Annotated in this window: 10 protein-coding genes; 4 read left to right on the forward strand and 6 right to left on the reverse strand. The window is 32.5% G+C overall.

Translation table 11 applies throughout. The features are described from left to right. Positions 1-515: 515 nt before the first annotated feature. The 5 genes from QMA06_RS13830 to QMA06_RS13850 all read right to left on the reverse strand — a co-directional run bounded on the left by QMA06_RS13830 (position 516) and on the right by QMA06_RS13850 (position 10,205). Positions 516-2,441, reverse strand: coding sequence for a putative porin (locus tag QMA06_RS13830; protein WP_290207478.1), 1,926 nt, complete (start codon positions 2,439-2,441; stop codon positions 516-518). 605 nt (positions 2,442-3,046) lie between these two features. Then, positions 3,047-4,408 (reverse strand): DUF4302 domain-containing protein, encoded by a 1,362-nt coding sequence (locus QMA06_RS13835; protein WP_290207479.1) that lies wholly within the window; start codon positions 4,406-4,408, stop codon positions 3,047-3,049. Positions 4,409-4,420: 12 nt separating this feature from the next. Continuing rightward, positions 4,421-5,290 (reverse strand): substrate import-associated zinc metallohydrolase lipoprotein, encoded by an 870-nt coding sequence (locus tag QMA06_RS13840; protein ID WP_290207480.1) that lies wholly within the window; start codon positions 5,288-5,290, stop codon positions 4,421-4,423. A 50-nt stretch (positions 5,291-5,340) separates the two neighbouring features. Further along, positions 5,341-6,837 carry a RagB/SusD family nutrient uptake outer membrane protein gene (locus QMA06_RS13845; RefSeq protein ID WP_290207481.1) on the reverse strand — a complete coding sequence of 499 codons (1,497 nt, stop codon included), beginning with the start codon at positions 6,835-6,837 and terminating at the stop codon, positions 5,341-5,343. An 11-nt stretch (positions 6,838-6,848) separates the two neighbouring features. Continuing rightward, entirely contained in the window at positions 6,849-10,205 is a 3,357-nt protein-coding gene (locus QMA06_RS13850; RefSeq protein ID WP_290207482.1) for a SusC/RagA family TonB-linked outer membrane protein, read from the reverse strand. 216 nt (positions 10,206-10,421) lie between these two features. On the opposite strand from QMA06_RS13850, the gene QMA06_RS13855 reads away from it, so the two are divergent. The 4 genes from QMA06_RS13855 to QMA06_RS13870 all read left to right on the forward strand — a co-directional run bounded on the left by QMA06_RS13855 (position 10,422) and on the right by QMA06_RS13870 (position 16,561). Further along, positions 10,422-11,024: a ribonuclease HII gene (locus QMA06_RS13855; protein ID WP_290207483.1), complete on the forward strand. Its 603-nt coding sequence runs from the start codon at positions 10,422-10,424 to the stop codon at positions 11,022-11,024. A gap of 183 nt (positions 11,025-11,207) precedes the next feature. Next, the gene (locus tag QMA06_RS13860; protein ID WP_290207484.1) at positions 11,208-13,571 is read left to right on the forward strand and encodes a ribonuclease HII; all 2,364 of its coding nucleotides are present in this window, start codon (positions 11,208-11,210) and stop codon (positions 13,569-13,571) included. Positions 13,572-13,805: 234 nt separating this feature from the next. Further along, entirely contained in the window at positions 13,806-15,359 is a 1,554-nt protein-coding gene (locus QMA06_RS13865; protein ID WP_290207485.1) for an OmpA family protein, read from the forward strand. 152 nt (positions 15,360-15,511) lie between these two features. Beyond that, positions 15,512-16,561 (forward strand): nucleoid-associated protein, encoded by a 1,050-nt coding sequence (locus QMA06_RS13870; protein WP_290207486.1) that lies wholly within the window; start codon positions 15,512-15,514, stop codon positions 16,559-16,561. Position 16,562: 1 nt separating this feature from the next. On the opposite strand, the gene lipB is transcribed toward QMA06_RS13870, so the two are convergent. Next, a complete protein-coding gene (lipB, locus tag QMA06_RS13875) occupies positions 16,563-17,270 on the reverse strand; it encodes a lipoyl(octanoyl) transferase LipB (RefSeq protein ID WP_290207487.1) in 708 nt (235 codons plus the stop codon). Positions 17,271-17,272 lie beyond the last annotated feature (2 nt).

Below are 17,272 nucleotides of genomic sequence, written 5' to 3' on the forward strand. Positions count from 1 at the left end.
TCTCTTGTTTTAAATCAACCGTTTCCAGTTGATTCTTACGCTGTCAATTCAATATGTTAATGAACTTATTTCTTTACTTTCTCTTAACGTTGTTGCGCTAAGCGGGTGCAAATATAAAACCCTTTTTCAATTCCACAACACTTTTTTTAAATTAATTTCAAATTATTTTTCAAAACTCTAGAATACAGTATTTTACATATCGAATTTTTTTGCGTTTTCTACCGTCGTTTATATACTTACTTATTAAGGTTATTCGATAACTTCAATATATATGTTATATTATTTCAAGATACTTTAGAAAAGTTATGGCCTACTACTAATTGTAATTTGTTCTATAAAACCTATAGCATTGCAGTTTTATAGCATGACTTATGATATAATACTTAGTGACGATTTTAAAGTCCAGCTATATTACTATAGATTATTTTAGAAACTAATTTCGAATGTATCCGAAAGAATGTATGTGGATAACGTAATTTTTCCTAAATTAAAAAAAGGTTGAGAATACTACTTCTTTATAAAAAGAAATCCCATACTAGTCCGAACCGAATAATAAAGTCTCTATATGGATGATTTGGAGCTGAAAAATAATCGTAACCTGTGAACGATGAATTGAAGTGTTCGGCTTTAAAGAAAATGCGCGTTTGTCTTACTTTAGCATTAATAAAGAAATCTAATCGCGGGAACCCTCCTAATTCCGTTTCGTTTTGTGTATAAAATTCTGCTAGCAACGGATCGTAACCATCCATTCTGTATTTTGTGAAATAGTTGAATGTTACGCCTGTTTGAAGCGTCATTGATTTCTTAAATAATTGATCCGTATAGTATAATGTGTTTCGGCTAATAATGTCTGGTACATTTAAAACAGCATCGTCACTAACTACATTTTGATACATGATTGTATTATCTAGGGCAAAATTACCTAATTTAAATTCCTTTTGAAGTTTTAATCTTACGTATTGAAGTGGTTCATTATATTGTTTAGGTTTTACCACATTTATCCCATCTATAATTTCTTCTAAATTAAAATAGGTAAAATTGTCTATATTAGATATATCGAGTGCGGCGTTAAAATACTTCTCTGATTGAAGATTGAATTTTATTTGTTGCGTGTTAATATTCGCGAAATTGTCAAAATTATTCCAGTTATAATTAATATAATCACTTTGGTATAATAAATAATTATAATTAGCAATGCGCGAATTGATTGCTATACCACCAGAAATAGCAATATCCTCATTCAGTCGCAAACTGATCGTTCCGTCTAAAAAACTACCAACAAAGGTGTCGGATAGATTGATAGCTCCTTGTCCATAAATACTAAATCCCTTATAGGTTTTTGAATATTTTCCATCAATACCCAAGAAATTAGATTTAATTCTATTAGGAATGGTTTGTTGGTCTGGAAACAATACGACACTATTGTAACCATAATTGACATCTGTATAATTTACTGCTACGCCAACCTTACCCAAGGTGCTATTTGAATAATCAATACCTACTGAAGTAGAAAAGTTTTCAAACTTCACTTTATCATCTATTTCTGTTGTAAAGGCCTCTCCAAAGAAATCATTTGCAGTAGTGGATTGATTATATTGGTAATATTTATCTTCAAAAGTAATTTTATTGAATAGGGTAATGTTATTATTATCGATAGAGTCTTTATCTTTTAAGATATTATAGGTATGCTCAAAATAAAAACGTTTTCCTTCAAGTATGTTTTCGGCATTTTCGAAATTTGGATCAAACACCGATCGGTCTGTAAATTCTTCATTTCCGGATGTGAAATTTTCTAAATCCTCATTCTTTATGCCGCCATTTTCCTGGTTTAATAAATCTTGCATCACTACATAGCCCTTCGCATAATATCTTTTGTTTTTAGAATTGTAATTTGAAGTAAAACGGAAATTACCTGAACTGGTTAAAGCATTCTGATATTTACCTAAAGACCTAAGTCCTTTATAAGCCAATGAAAAATTAAATTGTTTGGATAAATTAACTGTAAAAAAAGCATCTAAAAGCTGACCTTGGTCAAAAGCTGTTTTATAGGTCAGTCGCGACCAAGGAGTGGGCACTTGATAATATAAAATATCGCTATGTTCTAAATAATTGAAGTGTCGCGCTCTTGCACCAAAAAGAGGTTTTATTTTATTTTCTGATGCATCAAAACTCAATTTATTGTATGATTGCCCAATATTAGAAAAGGGCATTAACCCGAAATTATCTTTTTGCAAGTAATTAAATTTATAATCTTTTCTAATGGCCAATGTGGTATCTACTTGCAAAGAATCTAAACTATTCTTAAACTTTAGATACATATCTATAGTTGCAACATCTTTGAAACCTTTAGACCTATTTATTAAGGTGGTGTCCTTAGATGATTGAAAATTATTAAAGGCTTCAGAATTATTGTTAGACTGCTCTAAAATTTGTGAATTCAAAACAATTGAAAATAAAAAAGTGATATAAAAAAGGGAGAATTTCATAAAATATTCATCATTGTTAGCCGATAAGAAACAAATGCTTGTTGTAGCATGTGATTTATATTCTGCTTCTTTGCTCTCAAAATACCGAATGGCAACTTGTTAAATTAGGTTGTATTTTAAACATGTTACAAACTGATATTACTTCAAAAGAGATAATGCTGATTAGTCAGGTTAAATGTATTCAAAAAAAGTATAGTGTAATTATAAATATTTCACAACGTTAAAAATGGTACTAAATATTAAATCACAAAAATACTTTTAATCGCACAGTAAATAAAATTTACGACTTTTATATTTTCTGACAATATATTATTTAGAAAGCCAACTACACCCAATTGTAAAGATTATAAATAACACTAAGTTTAAAAACGATTAACTTATAAAAGTAGTTCAGAAAAGAATAAGGATAATCGTGTCTCGTATTACATTTTTTGGAGATTACCTTATGTGATATCAATAAAGCATCTAAGCTAAAAACCAAGTCTTCATATTTCAAAAAATAAAAAAGTCTCAAGAAGAACTGTTCTTGAGACTTTCATAAAATTTAGTATACTTATATCTTACAAAGCAACTGCACTAAATGTAATAGTTGTATTACTAGCAGAAGTAAATGTAAATACTCTATTTGAGAAAGCATTAAGTGTCGTCGGCTGATCTACATACAAGCCGTTTGGATCTAGAAGAACATCTAGAAGTGGCTGGATAGCAGTTGTAAAAAATTCTGGAAGTGTAGTACCTGTTATGGTTAAATACACCTTGTCATCGATAATTTCTTTACTTATATTATAATTTCCTCCACCAATGCTAGATCCAATATATAATGTTGCAGAATCGGTATTGAGATCATTAAAGTCAATTCTCTCAATATTAAACATCGTGATTGACGTATTTAAATCAGCTATTAGAGTATCGAAACCAGGACTCGTTAAGTCTGGAGTCCAATCATCAGCTAAAGAATTTAAGAACGGGTTGTGTAAAATAAGCCATTCTGGTAAATCTAAATAGCCTAATAAAGGAACTGCTGGAGTTGTTGCATAACCTATAATACCTGTAACTCCATTAACTTCGGCAACATATTGCAACGTTGGAGACGTTGTATCTAAAAAGAACTCTTCTAATAATTCACCATCCACTTCAACAGCCGGATTTACAATAATACTATTTTCAGTAAATAGCATACCAAAAAATGAGGAGGTAAACGTATTATCTTCTTCAAGAAATCTACGCTCAGCAAAAAATTTCGATTTATTATAATTAAGTGCGTATTTTTCTACCCCATTGCTAGAGGTTATTTGCATAAATGGAAAAGGAGTTACCGTTGGAGAATCAACAAACTCTAATCTATTCTCATAACTTTCTTGTACGCTCGCTAAACTTTCAGAATCAAAATCCGTAAAATTTGTTGGAGTTAATACTAAACTCGCAGTATTTCGCTGTCTAACATCTCTGAAGGTTAATACCCCGTTATCATTAGAAAAGAATTGAAAATTACTGTTTCCTTGAAATCCATTTCCTAAATCTATAATATCACCATAAGCATCTTCTGCTGTAGGATTCGTAGCTTTAGTAATATGATTTCTAGTTTTAAAAATTAATTCTGTAGTAGTTCCTTGTCTTACTTCGAATGTAGAGTTTTGTAAATCAAAATCATCATCGAAATCCGAAGTTTGTCTAACTGTTCCGTCACTATTGAAATTTAAAAATACAGTAAAACCACCATATTGATTACTATTAGTAAAGTAGGAAGCTTCATAGCCTTGTTGTTGTGAAAGCAAAAGGGTTGTTAGCTCATTAATACTAATTTGAGATCTTACACCTGGCAATTCACTAAACACTTGGTTGTCATCGTCAGAATTACATGAGACCATTGTAAAAACAGCTACTAATAATACCAACGTTTTATATAAAAAAAATCTTTTCATAGTTCTTATTTTTTAAAGGTTTATAAGTGCATCATAAGTTAGCACTTGTAAGTCGTAGAAGTTAATATCAAAACTGTTTTGATAATACTCTACTACCAAAAGTTCCTTTCGTCTAATGTTTTCCTTAGCCTCTTCGCTTGAGATACTATCTACAAGTGCATTCCAATCGGCATTAGAACGTGTTAACATTTGAGACACCATTTCAGCAAAATCCTCACCAGCTTGACTTCCTGCATAGGCCGTAATAAAGCCATCTTCTCTCGCTTCACTATCACTTCGCTCGGTCCAGTTAGACAAGTAACCTTCAGGATTTACTTCTTCAAAAATAGGATCGTAAGGCACTGTTTGATTTAAAATGTGTAAATATTCATGATGCATCGTTTGAATAGGCGACACTACGCTAAAAAGACTATTGTAGTCTAAATTATCATACACCAGTTCATCTATGTTAAAAAAAGTAATTCTAGCTCCTTGTTCTGCAATTCCTAATGTAATTGTAGGACTATCCGGGTTATAGTTAAACCCTCCAGAAAACACAAACTCACGAGGTGCTAAGTTCTTAATAAAGTCTTCGCCACCAACCTCGTTATAAGGTTCTATCCATGTTTTGGTAATCGCTTCAGCTAAAGGCTGTACATTATCAAGATATGGTGGGTGAAGATATCTTCCTATTGCAACATTGTATATATCCCACTGGTATAATATATCTATATTATAAGTGTCTACAAAATTATCTCTAAGCCATATATCAAGGCTATTAAGAATTGGTTGTGAGGTATCAATTTGGCTTTCTGTAAGTGCTTCTTCGTCGCCATCGCAAGAATAAACGAACGTTAGCGCTACAAACGAAAGCATTAAATAAAATTTTAGCGAATTTTTCATAGTTATAATTTGATGTAAATATAAATATTATAAATTAATTGTTCTTTCGATTACCTCGGGTTGGCTTCAATTTCAAAAGCTTGAGCCGTCGCTGGAATTTGCAGCGCTTTACGAGGGTCATCTTTACCTAAAACCCCTATCTCATTGTTGAGATAGTCTAAATGTCTTACCTCTATCTCATGACGTTTGATATCTAAAAAACGTAATCCTTCATGATAGAAAATTGTACGTTTCATGGATAATACTGCATTTACATACGGTAATGCATCCGCTGGTATAGTGTAAAACGGTGTATACAAATTACTGTCTTCTACCTCATAATAAGTCGTTACATCCTCGTTAGAAAGTACATTTACACTTGAATAGTTCTGAATTTTAGTAGAGAACATTAAATTAATATCATTTAATGCATTGTCATATTCACCTAGCATTGCATACGCCTCTGCTCTATTCATTAAAGCTTCGTCCGTAGTTAATAATACAAATGTAGAAAAAGCAAAACCAATACCTGCTGACGCATTAGTAGTTCTAAAATACTCTACATATTTATAAGGTGCTGTTCCTAAATCTCCACCAATATTTAAAAGTCTATAATCCCAATCACCACCAGTTGCGTTACCAGCATATATCTCATCTTGTACAGAGGTAGTTAGTTGGTATCTCGCTCTAAAGTTAAATCTTGCAAAAGTAGAACTTCCTGCTGCTAATAATAAATTAGCACGCTCGTCAGTAGAAGAGTATAGTCTACCTTGTTCATCAAAGTTAGATTCTCGATATACAGACATATCTCTTAAAACTTCAGGGCCACCAGAACCTAAGGCCATTGTGCCATGATCAATAACCTTTTGCCATTCACCTAGAACCAAATAAAAACGTGATGCAAAAGCATGAGCCGCTTGTTCTGTAAAATGGTATTGAGGAACCTCAAAAGATAATGAAGCACGCTCATAAAGATCTAAAGATTGTTCAACATCGTTTCTAATGTTATCGTAAACTTCACTAACTGTACCTCTAGAATAGATTTGTATAAAATTAGTTTCAGGCTCTAATAAATATGGAATTCCCATATCGGTATCTGCCGTTGCCGGATTATAAGCTTGCGAAAATATATTCACTAACATAAAATGTGCGTAAGCTCTACACATAAGTGCTTCAGCTTTTACACCGTTTAAATCTTCACCAGAACCAAGTTCTTCAATAGACTCCAAAGCTTGGTTTGCATGAGAAATAGCTTCATACGCAATGTTCCAATAATTTGTTGGCGTATCTTCATCTATATCATCTAAGTCTCTCCAATAATACATTTCTTCATTAACTCTGATATTTTGTAAAGCCAAAGGCCCTTTATCATCAGCATTATCTGTCATTGGTTCTAAAAATGGAGCGTAACCACCTTGTGGATATGCACCAACAAGTAACTCACTTATTTTTTCTTTAGAATCTATAAACGTTCTATTATCTGGAACCTCAGATAACGTATCATCACATGAGTATAATCCCATGAAGACTGTTAATAGTAAATAGATATATATATTATTATTTTTCATAGTTTATAGTATTAAAATCCGACATTAAATGAAAACGTAAACTGACGTGTAATAGGTGAAGCAACACCACCTGTATTAAAGAATTCAGGATCTTGACCACCAAGTTTAGAATCTGAATAAATAAGAAAGAGGTTCGTGCCTTGCAAGCTCATACGCATAGACGTTAATCCTAAGCCTTCAATCAGACTTCTGTCAAAGTTATAACCTATAGAAATATTCTTCATTCTTACAAAACCACCATCCGCTATACGTTGATCAGAATAATTATAAGCATTATAAATTTGACTCATATTAGTATTACCATAAGAGAGTAATAATTGTCTAGATGGTATTACAGGTATATTCGTTGTAGCTTCATCACCAGGCAATACCCATCTATTAGTAAACTCAGAAGGGAATACCGATAAATCATTATAAGTAGAAGAGTAAGCTGGATCTAAACGAATCTTATTACCCGCTGAGAACGAAATAAATGCACTTAAATTCCAATTCTTATATTTGAAGTTATTTGAAAAACCACCAGTAGTTGTTGGCAATGATGGACCATCATAAACTAAATAACTTAATGGTTCATCTGTATCTTGAAAATTAACTCCGTTATTACTATTTGCACCTTCACCAAGATCGAAACCTGGTACACCAAATTCATCTAATCCAGTAAATCGGTAAGAAAAAAGTGCGTTAGGCGCATAACCTACAGCATTACCTAAACCTAATCCACTTACAAAATCAAAAGCTCTTGGTCTTTGTCTAATAGCCGTAATTTCTTGATCTATAAAAGAAATATTAAAACCAGTTCTCCACTGAAAATCTTCAGTATCAATATTAACGGTATTTAACTGAAATTCTAAACCTCTAGTCGTCATTTCTGAGTTGTTTCCAAGTTTTGTAACCTGTCCACCAATACCTGAAGTACGTACAAGATCAATTAAATCAATTCCTTTTCGAGAATATAAATCAGTTACAATCTGAATACGTTGATCAAACAAACCTAATTCTATACCTAAGTTGACTTCTTTAGTTAATTCGTAAGTTAAATCTGAATTCTCTAAATCTTCAATATCGATAAAGTTTTCACGATCATCTGGATTTAAACGGTCAGTAATCTGATTTCTAAAGATGGCTAAATTGTTACTAGCATTACTTGGTATTAAACCAATAACACCATAACTAGGTCTTACCACAAGACTAGATATTGCATCTGAATCTTCTAAAAATGATTCTTCATGCACATTCCATCGACCACCAATAGAGTATGTTGGTATCCAACGTGCGCTAGAAGACTGCCCCGCTCTGTTCGAACCTTCGTAATTACCTGTTAAATTAAGTATGTATTTATTATCATAATCATAAGATGCAGTCATAGCAAATGATACTTCACGACTACGAGTTTCTTGTGAAAAGAAATAATCGTTACCCTCTAATATCACCTTTCTTAAGATATCTGGATCTGTAAAAATAGAACCACCTCTGTTGAACTGATAACCATATCCTGTAAATGACGATGCAGATCTATCAATATGTCTATATTCTTGATTAGCATATAAGTTTATACCATGTACATCATTAAATGTTTTAGAATAATTCAATGAATTTCTAAATGTATAGGTAGTTAAGGTATTAGTTGTTTCAGTTAAAATACCACCAGTTTCTAATACAGATCTTGGAATTGCGTTTGGCTGATCAGGATCTGTAAATAAAAATATGTTAGCATTTTGTACTATAGTATTCTCATCTGCTCTGTACGCTGAAACTACATTTGAATTTTCTCTTGCCGCTAATTCACCATTAGAAGTTGCATAACGTGCAGAACCTAAAAACGTATATTTTAAATCGTCAGTAATGTTGTAATCTGTTTGTAATTGAAATTTAACATCTGTTACATTCTGTTCTAATGTATTATTCTCAATTTCATTAACAATATTAAATGGTGCCCAATTGGCTCTGTAATATTCTAAATTCCCATTATTATCTCTTGGTCTAAGAGCTCTACTCGTTGACAATGCATAACTAAACGGGTTAATATCAAAATCACGATTAAAAGAACCAAAGAATGGATCGTTATTTCTAGTCTGCGCACCAGGTGCTTTTTGATCTCTAACATTAGCTGACAAAAATGTAGTAATTTTCAATTTACTATCAGCTAAGTAAAACGTATTTCTCAAGTTTGAAGTTAAACGACGTACGCGTTCTGCAATAGACCAACCTGCATCGGTATAATAACCTAAAGATGCATAAGTCGTAGAATTTTCACTACCACTTGAAAAACTAATATTATGAGTTTGCGTCGGTGTCATTCTAAACAACTCTTTAAACCAGTCGGTATTATTCATTTCATAGGTTTGCAAAAATGCAGCTCTATCTTCAGCCGTATTAGGAATACCAAAAGCACCATTTGATTCATCATATGAATTTATAGCTTGAGCTCTAATATTATAAACCCCGCCATTTCTTAAATTAAGAACGTCTGGGTATCTTAAAAAACCTTTATTGTGCATTTCCTCATATACAGAAACTGTTTCTTGAGAATTCAATAAGTTATATTGACTGTATCTCGGGCGATCTCTTACCAAAAATTCACCTGAATAATTAAACTGAGGTTTTTGATTTTTCTTACCCGATTTTGTAGTAATTACAATTACCCCATTTAATGCTCTCGCACCGTACAATGCAGTTGCTGAAGCATCTTTAAGAATTTCAAAACTATTGATATCTGTTGGATTCAAACCTGACAATGCAGAACTTAAGATTGTATTTGGATCACCAGATACCAAATCTGCAAAAGATACATCAACAATAGATTCCTGAATTACACCATCAACAATCCATAATGGTTTAGTATCACCTAAAATTGAAGACGACCCTCTAATTGTTATACGGGGTGCAGCTCCAAATGTACCTGTAACATTCTGAACAGCAACACCAGCTGCTCTTCCTTCTAATGCTTGAGATATATCTGGCACACCGTCTAATTTAATATCAGCCGCTTTTACAGTTTGCGATGCACCTGTAAATAATGCCTTTTTAATATCTTGATATCCTGTTACTACAACAGCATCTAAGCTTTCAGCATCTTCTTGCATGGCAACATCAATAGTAGTGTTATCAGCCACAGTTATAGATTGCTTGGCAAAACCTATATAACTAAAAGATATTATTTCGCCGGTAGCAGCAGATATGGAATATTTTCCATCAAAATCTGTTTGTGTACCTTTGGAAGTACCCTTTACTATAACATTAACGCCTGGAAGTGGCAAACCATCCGAAGCGGTGGTAACAGTACCTGTCACCGTTTGTTGTTGTGCAAACGAAAATTGCATAACAAAGGCTATAAAAAGCGTTAATAACCATGTTAATTTTAATTTCATAAAAACAATTATTTGAGTTAGTCTAGCTGCAAACATCTTAATTTAATATTAAATAAGCAAACCTTTTGCTTAAAAAAACGTTAACATCAAAATACCCTCTAAACCAATGAAGGAACCCTATTTACACCCATGCTTTTAAGCCTTAACATAATAGTGAGATGCAAAAACATTATAAGGGTTGCGTTAAAATTTTAACTTTGTCCAAAATTTAACATTTTGGCTCTAAAAACTCGGTATTCTACTTTTAATTTAGAATGTGGCACAGACGAAGCTGGTAGAGGTTGCTTAGCTGGCCCGGTTACAGCGGCCGCGGTAATCTTACCTACTTCCTTTAAATACTTGTTATTAAATGATTCCAAGCAACTTTCAGAGAAAAAACGTGCTGTATTAAAACCATTAATTGAAAGTGAATGCATCTCTTTTGGAGTTCAACACATTTATGAATCTGAAATTGATTCCATTAACATACTCAATGCTTCAATAAAAGCAATGCAAGCTTCTATTTCTCAATTAAACCCAATACCAGAATATATTATTGTGGATGGCAACCAGTTTAAACCTTATGAGTCCACTCCTTACACCACAATAGTTAAAGGTGATGGTAAATATTTGAGTATTGCCGCCGCTTCAGTTTTGGCCAAGACTTACAGGGATGCGTATATGGCAAAAATTCATGAAGAATTTCCTATGTATAATTGGAAACAAAATAAGGGCTACCCCACAAAAGAACATAGAGCGGCTATACAAAAATATGGTATCACCAAATACCATCGAAAATCGTTTCGATTATTGCCAGATCAATATAAATTAGAAATTTAAATCCTACTTCATTCTTAAAACTTGTAAGTCGTTCTGTTTCCTTTTTCATGCACTTAAAATAAAGAGGTTGAGCAAGTTTTAATTTATTATTAATTCTAAAATATGATAACAAATTATAAATTTGACATATTGAAATTAATGTAGGTTTAACTTTTTATATTTGTAATCTAAACACAGTTTTAAATGAAGCGACTCGTCTTTTTATCTATTTTATTTACTATAGTACTTGCCTGTAAAAAAGACTACAATAAAACTAAACAACCCTATAAATTTATTCCCAGTAACACCAATGCTGTTATTAAGGTTAATGAAATTAATGACTTTCTAAGTAGTGTTGAAAATAATGAGATTCTATCGAACTTATATAATAAGGAGTTACAGAATGTTGCTTTAACACTAAAACATTTTAATACTACGAAGCAAGTCTATGTGGCATTTGACAACAAAAGCAACTCGGATTATATAATACTTACAGAAAAAGACAGTTCCTTATTTTTATTAAAGGATATCCCAAATCACATTTCGGAAACCTTAGAAGACTTCAATATTGTAAAAACACAATTCAACGAACAAACCATCTATCATAAAATTATTGGAAATACATTTGCTGGATCAAATAATTTGGAACTTTTAAAGACTTTAGACGATCAAAAAGAAAACCATGAGCTTAGTAAATTAATTGAGACTACAGATAAAAAATCGGTAGCTTCTATCCTATTCAACTCTAAATCTTCAAATTATTCGAAACTTTTATTCTCCGACCTAGTGAATAAGGATAGTCCTAGTTTTACCACGTTAGATATTGACTATTCTGAGAAAGGTATAATTTATAACGGCATATTGTCTTTAACAGATTCCATACCCAACCATTTCGAGTCCTTTAAAAATACCGTGCCACAAAAAATCAATACTCCCGCTATTGCTCCATATAATACGAGTTCACTACTTAGTATTACCTTCGATGATTTCTTTGAATTCAACAAAAACAATACTAACGTCAATGACAGTATTTCTATTAGTTCTCAATCTTTCTTGAAATTTTCGAATGAAATTGCGCTTATTAACGATGCTCTCATTCTTCATTCTTTAGATACCAATTTAATTTTAGAATCCATTGAAGATAAATCGCATTCGGAAACTTTTAGAGATATAGACATCTATGAGTTTGGTGATCCAAGGTTTTTTAATTCAATTTTAAAACCATTTATCAGTTTTGAAAATGCCACATATTTTTCAATTTATAATAACTTTATAGTTTTTGCTGAATCTGAAGACACCCTAAAATCCATATTAACAGAGGCTTTAAATAATAATACTTTAGCCAATGCAGATGCTTTTAAAAATATTAATGAAAATTTAAGTGATGAAGCTTCTTTGTTTATCTTTAAAAATTCGGAGGGTATATCTGAAATATTTGGAAAAAACATGACAGGTTATAATGCTAATGCTGTTCAGTTTATACATGAAGATAATTACACACACATCAATGGTGTGATTGAGAAATTTAAAAAGAAAGCCGCTACAAATTCTGTAACCGAAACATTTGCCACTTCATTAGAAGCTACTATTTTATCGGCACCTCAAACTGTAAAAAATCATATAACTCAAGCGCACGATATAGCAGTTCAAGATGTCAATAATAAACTATATCTTATTTCAAGCGCTGGCAACATTCTTTGGACAAAACAACTACAAGGAAAAATTTTAGGGCAAATTGAGCAGATTGACATGTACAAAAACGGCCGATTACAATTGGCTTTCACAACCCCGAATCGTCTGTATGTGTTAGACCGCAATGGCAAAGATGTTTCTCCATTTCCATTAAAATTTAACGATGCTATTACACAACCACTTGCTGTTTTCGATTACGACAATCGAAAAGATTATAGATTGCTAGTCACACAAAGTAAAAACCTATTAATGTATAATGATAGAGGTCAGTCCGTCAGTGGTTTTGATTACAAAAATACCGAATCGGAAATTAGCTCGCAACCCAATCATTATAGAGTTAGCAATAAAGATTATATCGTTTTTAAGGCAGGCGAGAATCTCCAAATTTTAAACCGACAAGGTAATATTAGAATTAATGTGAAGGATAAAATTCGTTTTTCAGATAATAATGTTTATTTGTACAAGAATAAATTCACAACCACCAACACTCTCGGTCAGCTCGTTCAAGTAGATACAAAAGGCCGCATAAACACTACAGATCTAAATCTCACCGATAAACATCAAATTACCACCACTAGTAAAACTTTGGTTTCCTTACGAGAAAATCGATTAATTATTAAATCGAGAACCATTGATTTAGATTACGGTGATTATACAGCACCAAGAATTTTTTATTTGAATGATAAAATATATGTCTCTACTACAGATTTACAATCTAAAAAAGTATATCTATTTGATAGTCAAGCGAAATCAATTCCAAATTTTCCTGTTTTTGGTACAGCTAGTGCGACGTTAGAAAAATTAGATGGGGAACGAGGTTTAGAACTTGTTACACAAAGTGATGACAAAACAATTGTAGTTTATAAGTTACACTAACCACACGTTAACCGTCAACATTGAAGCGAATTCATTTGTCTATTTTTTTGCGTTTACAATCCCCACTGGTAAGACCATACAATTAATTCGTAATCTCATTTTCTTTAAAATAGCAAAATTTAAGCGATGCTCTTCAAACCTTAAATGATATAGATCTCTAACCATTTTTACTATTCATTTTTTAATTCCAATAGTTATTCTTAAATTTAGAGTGCTATTAATCAATTATTTAAGATGAGACATCAACGCATTTCACCTCCAACAATCCTTACATTTTGTTTTTTATTTATTGTTCAATTTGCTATTGAGGCACAGACAAAAAAAATAAAGCGTCCAAAGAGCAAAGTTGGAATTTCTAGTGTGGATAATTTTGTACAGACCTCCTTTAATCTTTATGACAAAGTCTATAAATATGATGGCTATGCTGCAACTGAAACTCCGTTAGAAGACGAAGATCTTGATGTATTAGAAGAAGCTTTAGAAGAAGTAAGATTACTAAGCGAAAGTGCTCCAGACATTTTAAATGATATGGATGGAGCTGGCATGATAAAACAAGGGAAAGCGACCCTACAAATTAATCGTGCTAAAAATGCGCTTAAATACAGCATTAAAACGGCCAAGGAATTGCTGCTAGGCGAAAAAAATAAAAATCCTAATACTGATACCACTACAGAAATACCTGAAGAATTAGATTATGAAAAGGATGACAGCACTATAAATTCGGAAAATGATATTACAACTATCGATGAACCAAACGATGTATCTAGCGGTCTTGAGGTTTATAGCAAATATGATTTTGTTCCTGGGGATAAAACTTTATTCTTCGATGATTTTTCCCAAGCTTTTGTTGGTGATTTACCTAGTAGATGGAATACAAACGGCTCTGGCGCTATCGTTAATTTTAATAAAGTTGAAGGCAATTGGTTTGAACTAAAAACAGGTTACCGTTTGTATATCATTCCAGATCTAGCAGATCTTCCAGAAAATTATAGTATTGAGTTCGATATTCTTTCGTCAGGTATTTCTAAAAAAACCCCTGCTGGAGCTCGTCTATTTGTAATTTTAAGCGATACTGATGCTTTTAACGATGGAAAATCACATTACGCCTCAGTTTCAATTCCTTTCGGACAAAATGCTCCATATGCCATAAACACTTTTAACTTCTTTAACGGCAAAAGCGGTTCAATTAAAACGTCTCTAGCTGCCGATATTAGAGACGATGTAAAAAACCAATCACACATCGCTATCTCAGTAACCAAAAAGCGCTATCGATTATGGATAAACGAAGTAAAGTATATAGACGTTCCCAGGTTCATCGAAGAATTAGACGTTCTAAATTTTATAAAATTTCATGCGAGTGGTCTAAGAGATGGTGAAGATCGTATTTTTATTAAAAATCTTAAAGTCGCTGAAGGCGGAGTAGATTTAAGGCGTAAATTACTTACCGAAGGTAGGGTTTCAACAAATGGCATTTTATTCGATTCTGGCGCTTCAAACATTCAACCACAATCTCTTGGTATTGTTCGCCAGATTTCACAAGTATTACAACGCGACCAAAACATAAAACTCAACATCATTGGACATACAGATGCTGATGGTTCTGAGGACTCTAATTTAAAACTTTCTCAAGCTCGAGCTAATGCTGTAAAAGACGCATTGGTCAGTTTATATCAAATTTCCGCCAACCGGTTAACAACAGACGGAAAAGGAGAAACTCAACCTATTGGCGATAATGCTACTGTTAATGGGAAATCTCAAAACAGACGTGTTGAATTTGTAAAACTTTAATCATTATCTAATTTAATTCATTGGGTTGGAAAGCGTCAAAATAATATTGACGTTTTCTAAGTTTTAACGGTTGTGTTTTGTAGTATTGCAACTCATATTTTATACAAACCAAAAACACCGATATTGTCCTCCTTAAGGACAATTTAAAAAGTATGATAAAACGACAAAAAGCCTCAATTAAGAGTTGTATAATCCACAAAGTTGGTAACAAATTTAATGGCACAAAAAATGCATTTTCTGATGCTATAGTGCATTTTGATGAAGCTACCTACAGCTTAATGCTTCCTTATCTTTTAAGACCATTTGTAAACGTCGCAGAAAGTTATCGATTCCATCATCACAGCGATGTTGGTCTCAATGAGATTAACAGTTACAGCGAACAACTTTTTAAAGATGACGCGGATTTTGTGGAGGTATCTAAACACATTGTCACCCACTTATTTGAGCAAAGCAATTCGGCTCAAATTAAAACTGGGGATGTGCTCATTTGTCATTTTGAAAACATCCAATACGAAGACTATTTTACAGACGCTATTGGCATCTTTAAAATTGAAAATAAAACAGAATTTTTTCAGACCTATTTAGAAGATAATAACTACGATATTTTAGTTCAAAAAGGTATCCAAGCTAAGAAGGTAGATAAAGGTTGTTTAATTTTGAATACATCTGATATGGAAGGCAAAATTGCGTTTAGCGTGGATAACAACACTTACGACACGCAATATTGGATAAAAAGTTTTTTGAATATTAAATACCCTGACGACAGCAACCAGCACACAAAAAACTGTATTGAGTTGTGTAGAGAATTTTCTAAAGAAGTTTTGCAACCCAACTTTGGAGGACAAGAGCAAAGTAATTTTTTAGCAAAAACCGTTGATTTTTTTAAAGAAAATGAAATTGTAAATATCGACACGTTCAAAGAAGAAGTATTTGAGGAAGAAGACAAAATTCAACTCTTTGAAGATTACAAAAAAACGTATGAAACAGACAATAAAGTTCTGATTAGAAATCAGTTTGATGTTTCTGAAGTTGCCTTAAAAAAACAAAAGCAAAAAATTAAAACCGAAATTAAATTAGATACCAATATTCAGATTAAACTAGATGTTGATGCGCCAGATGCTTCCGCAGAATACCTAGAACGTGGTTATGATGAAGAAAAGAAAATGCACTTCTATAAAGTGTTTTTTAATGATGAAGCTTAAGTTAACTCACAGTAGTGAATGTTGAATCAAAAAGCACACTAAAATGTTTTAAAATCTTTTGCTTTACTTCAGTTTCATCCACTGTATCTATACCTAATTCATTATTTAGTGTTGTAACGGCCTTTCCTCGAATACCACAGGGAATAATATTATCGAAATAACCTAAATCGGCATTTATATTTAAGGCGAATCCATGCATAGTAACCCAACGGCTTGCTCGCACTCCCAAAGCACAAATTTTACGTGCAAATGGAGTACCAACATCTAACCACACACCTGTTTCACCAGGACTACGTTCTGATTTTAACCCATACTCCGCTAGTGTGAGAATAATAACTTCTTCTAGAAAACGCAAGTATTTATGTATGTCTGTAAAGAAATTATCTAAATCTAGAATCGGGTAACCTACAATTTGGCCAGGACCATGATAGGTAATATCACCTCCTCGATTTATTTTATAAAAAGTCGCTCCTTTTTCTTCGAGTTGTTCCGCTGTAAGTAATAAATTAGATAAGTCACCACTCTTGCCCAAAGTATACACATGTGGATGTTCTACAAAAAGAAAATGATTAGCCGTTTCTAAACCAGCATCCTCTCTTCTATTCTTGATTTTTGTATCGAGAATGGCTTTAAAAAGCGTTTCTTGATAATCCCAAGTATCCTTAAAATCTTTTGCTCCTAAATCTTGTAGCTGTATTGTTTTATTCACCA

Origin of the sequence: Winogradskyella bathintestinalis, assembly GCF_030407435.1 — a bacterium.
GTDB lineage: Bacteria > Bacteroidota > Bacteroidia > Flavobacteriales > Flavobacteriaceae > Winogradskyella > Winogradskyella bathintestinalis.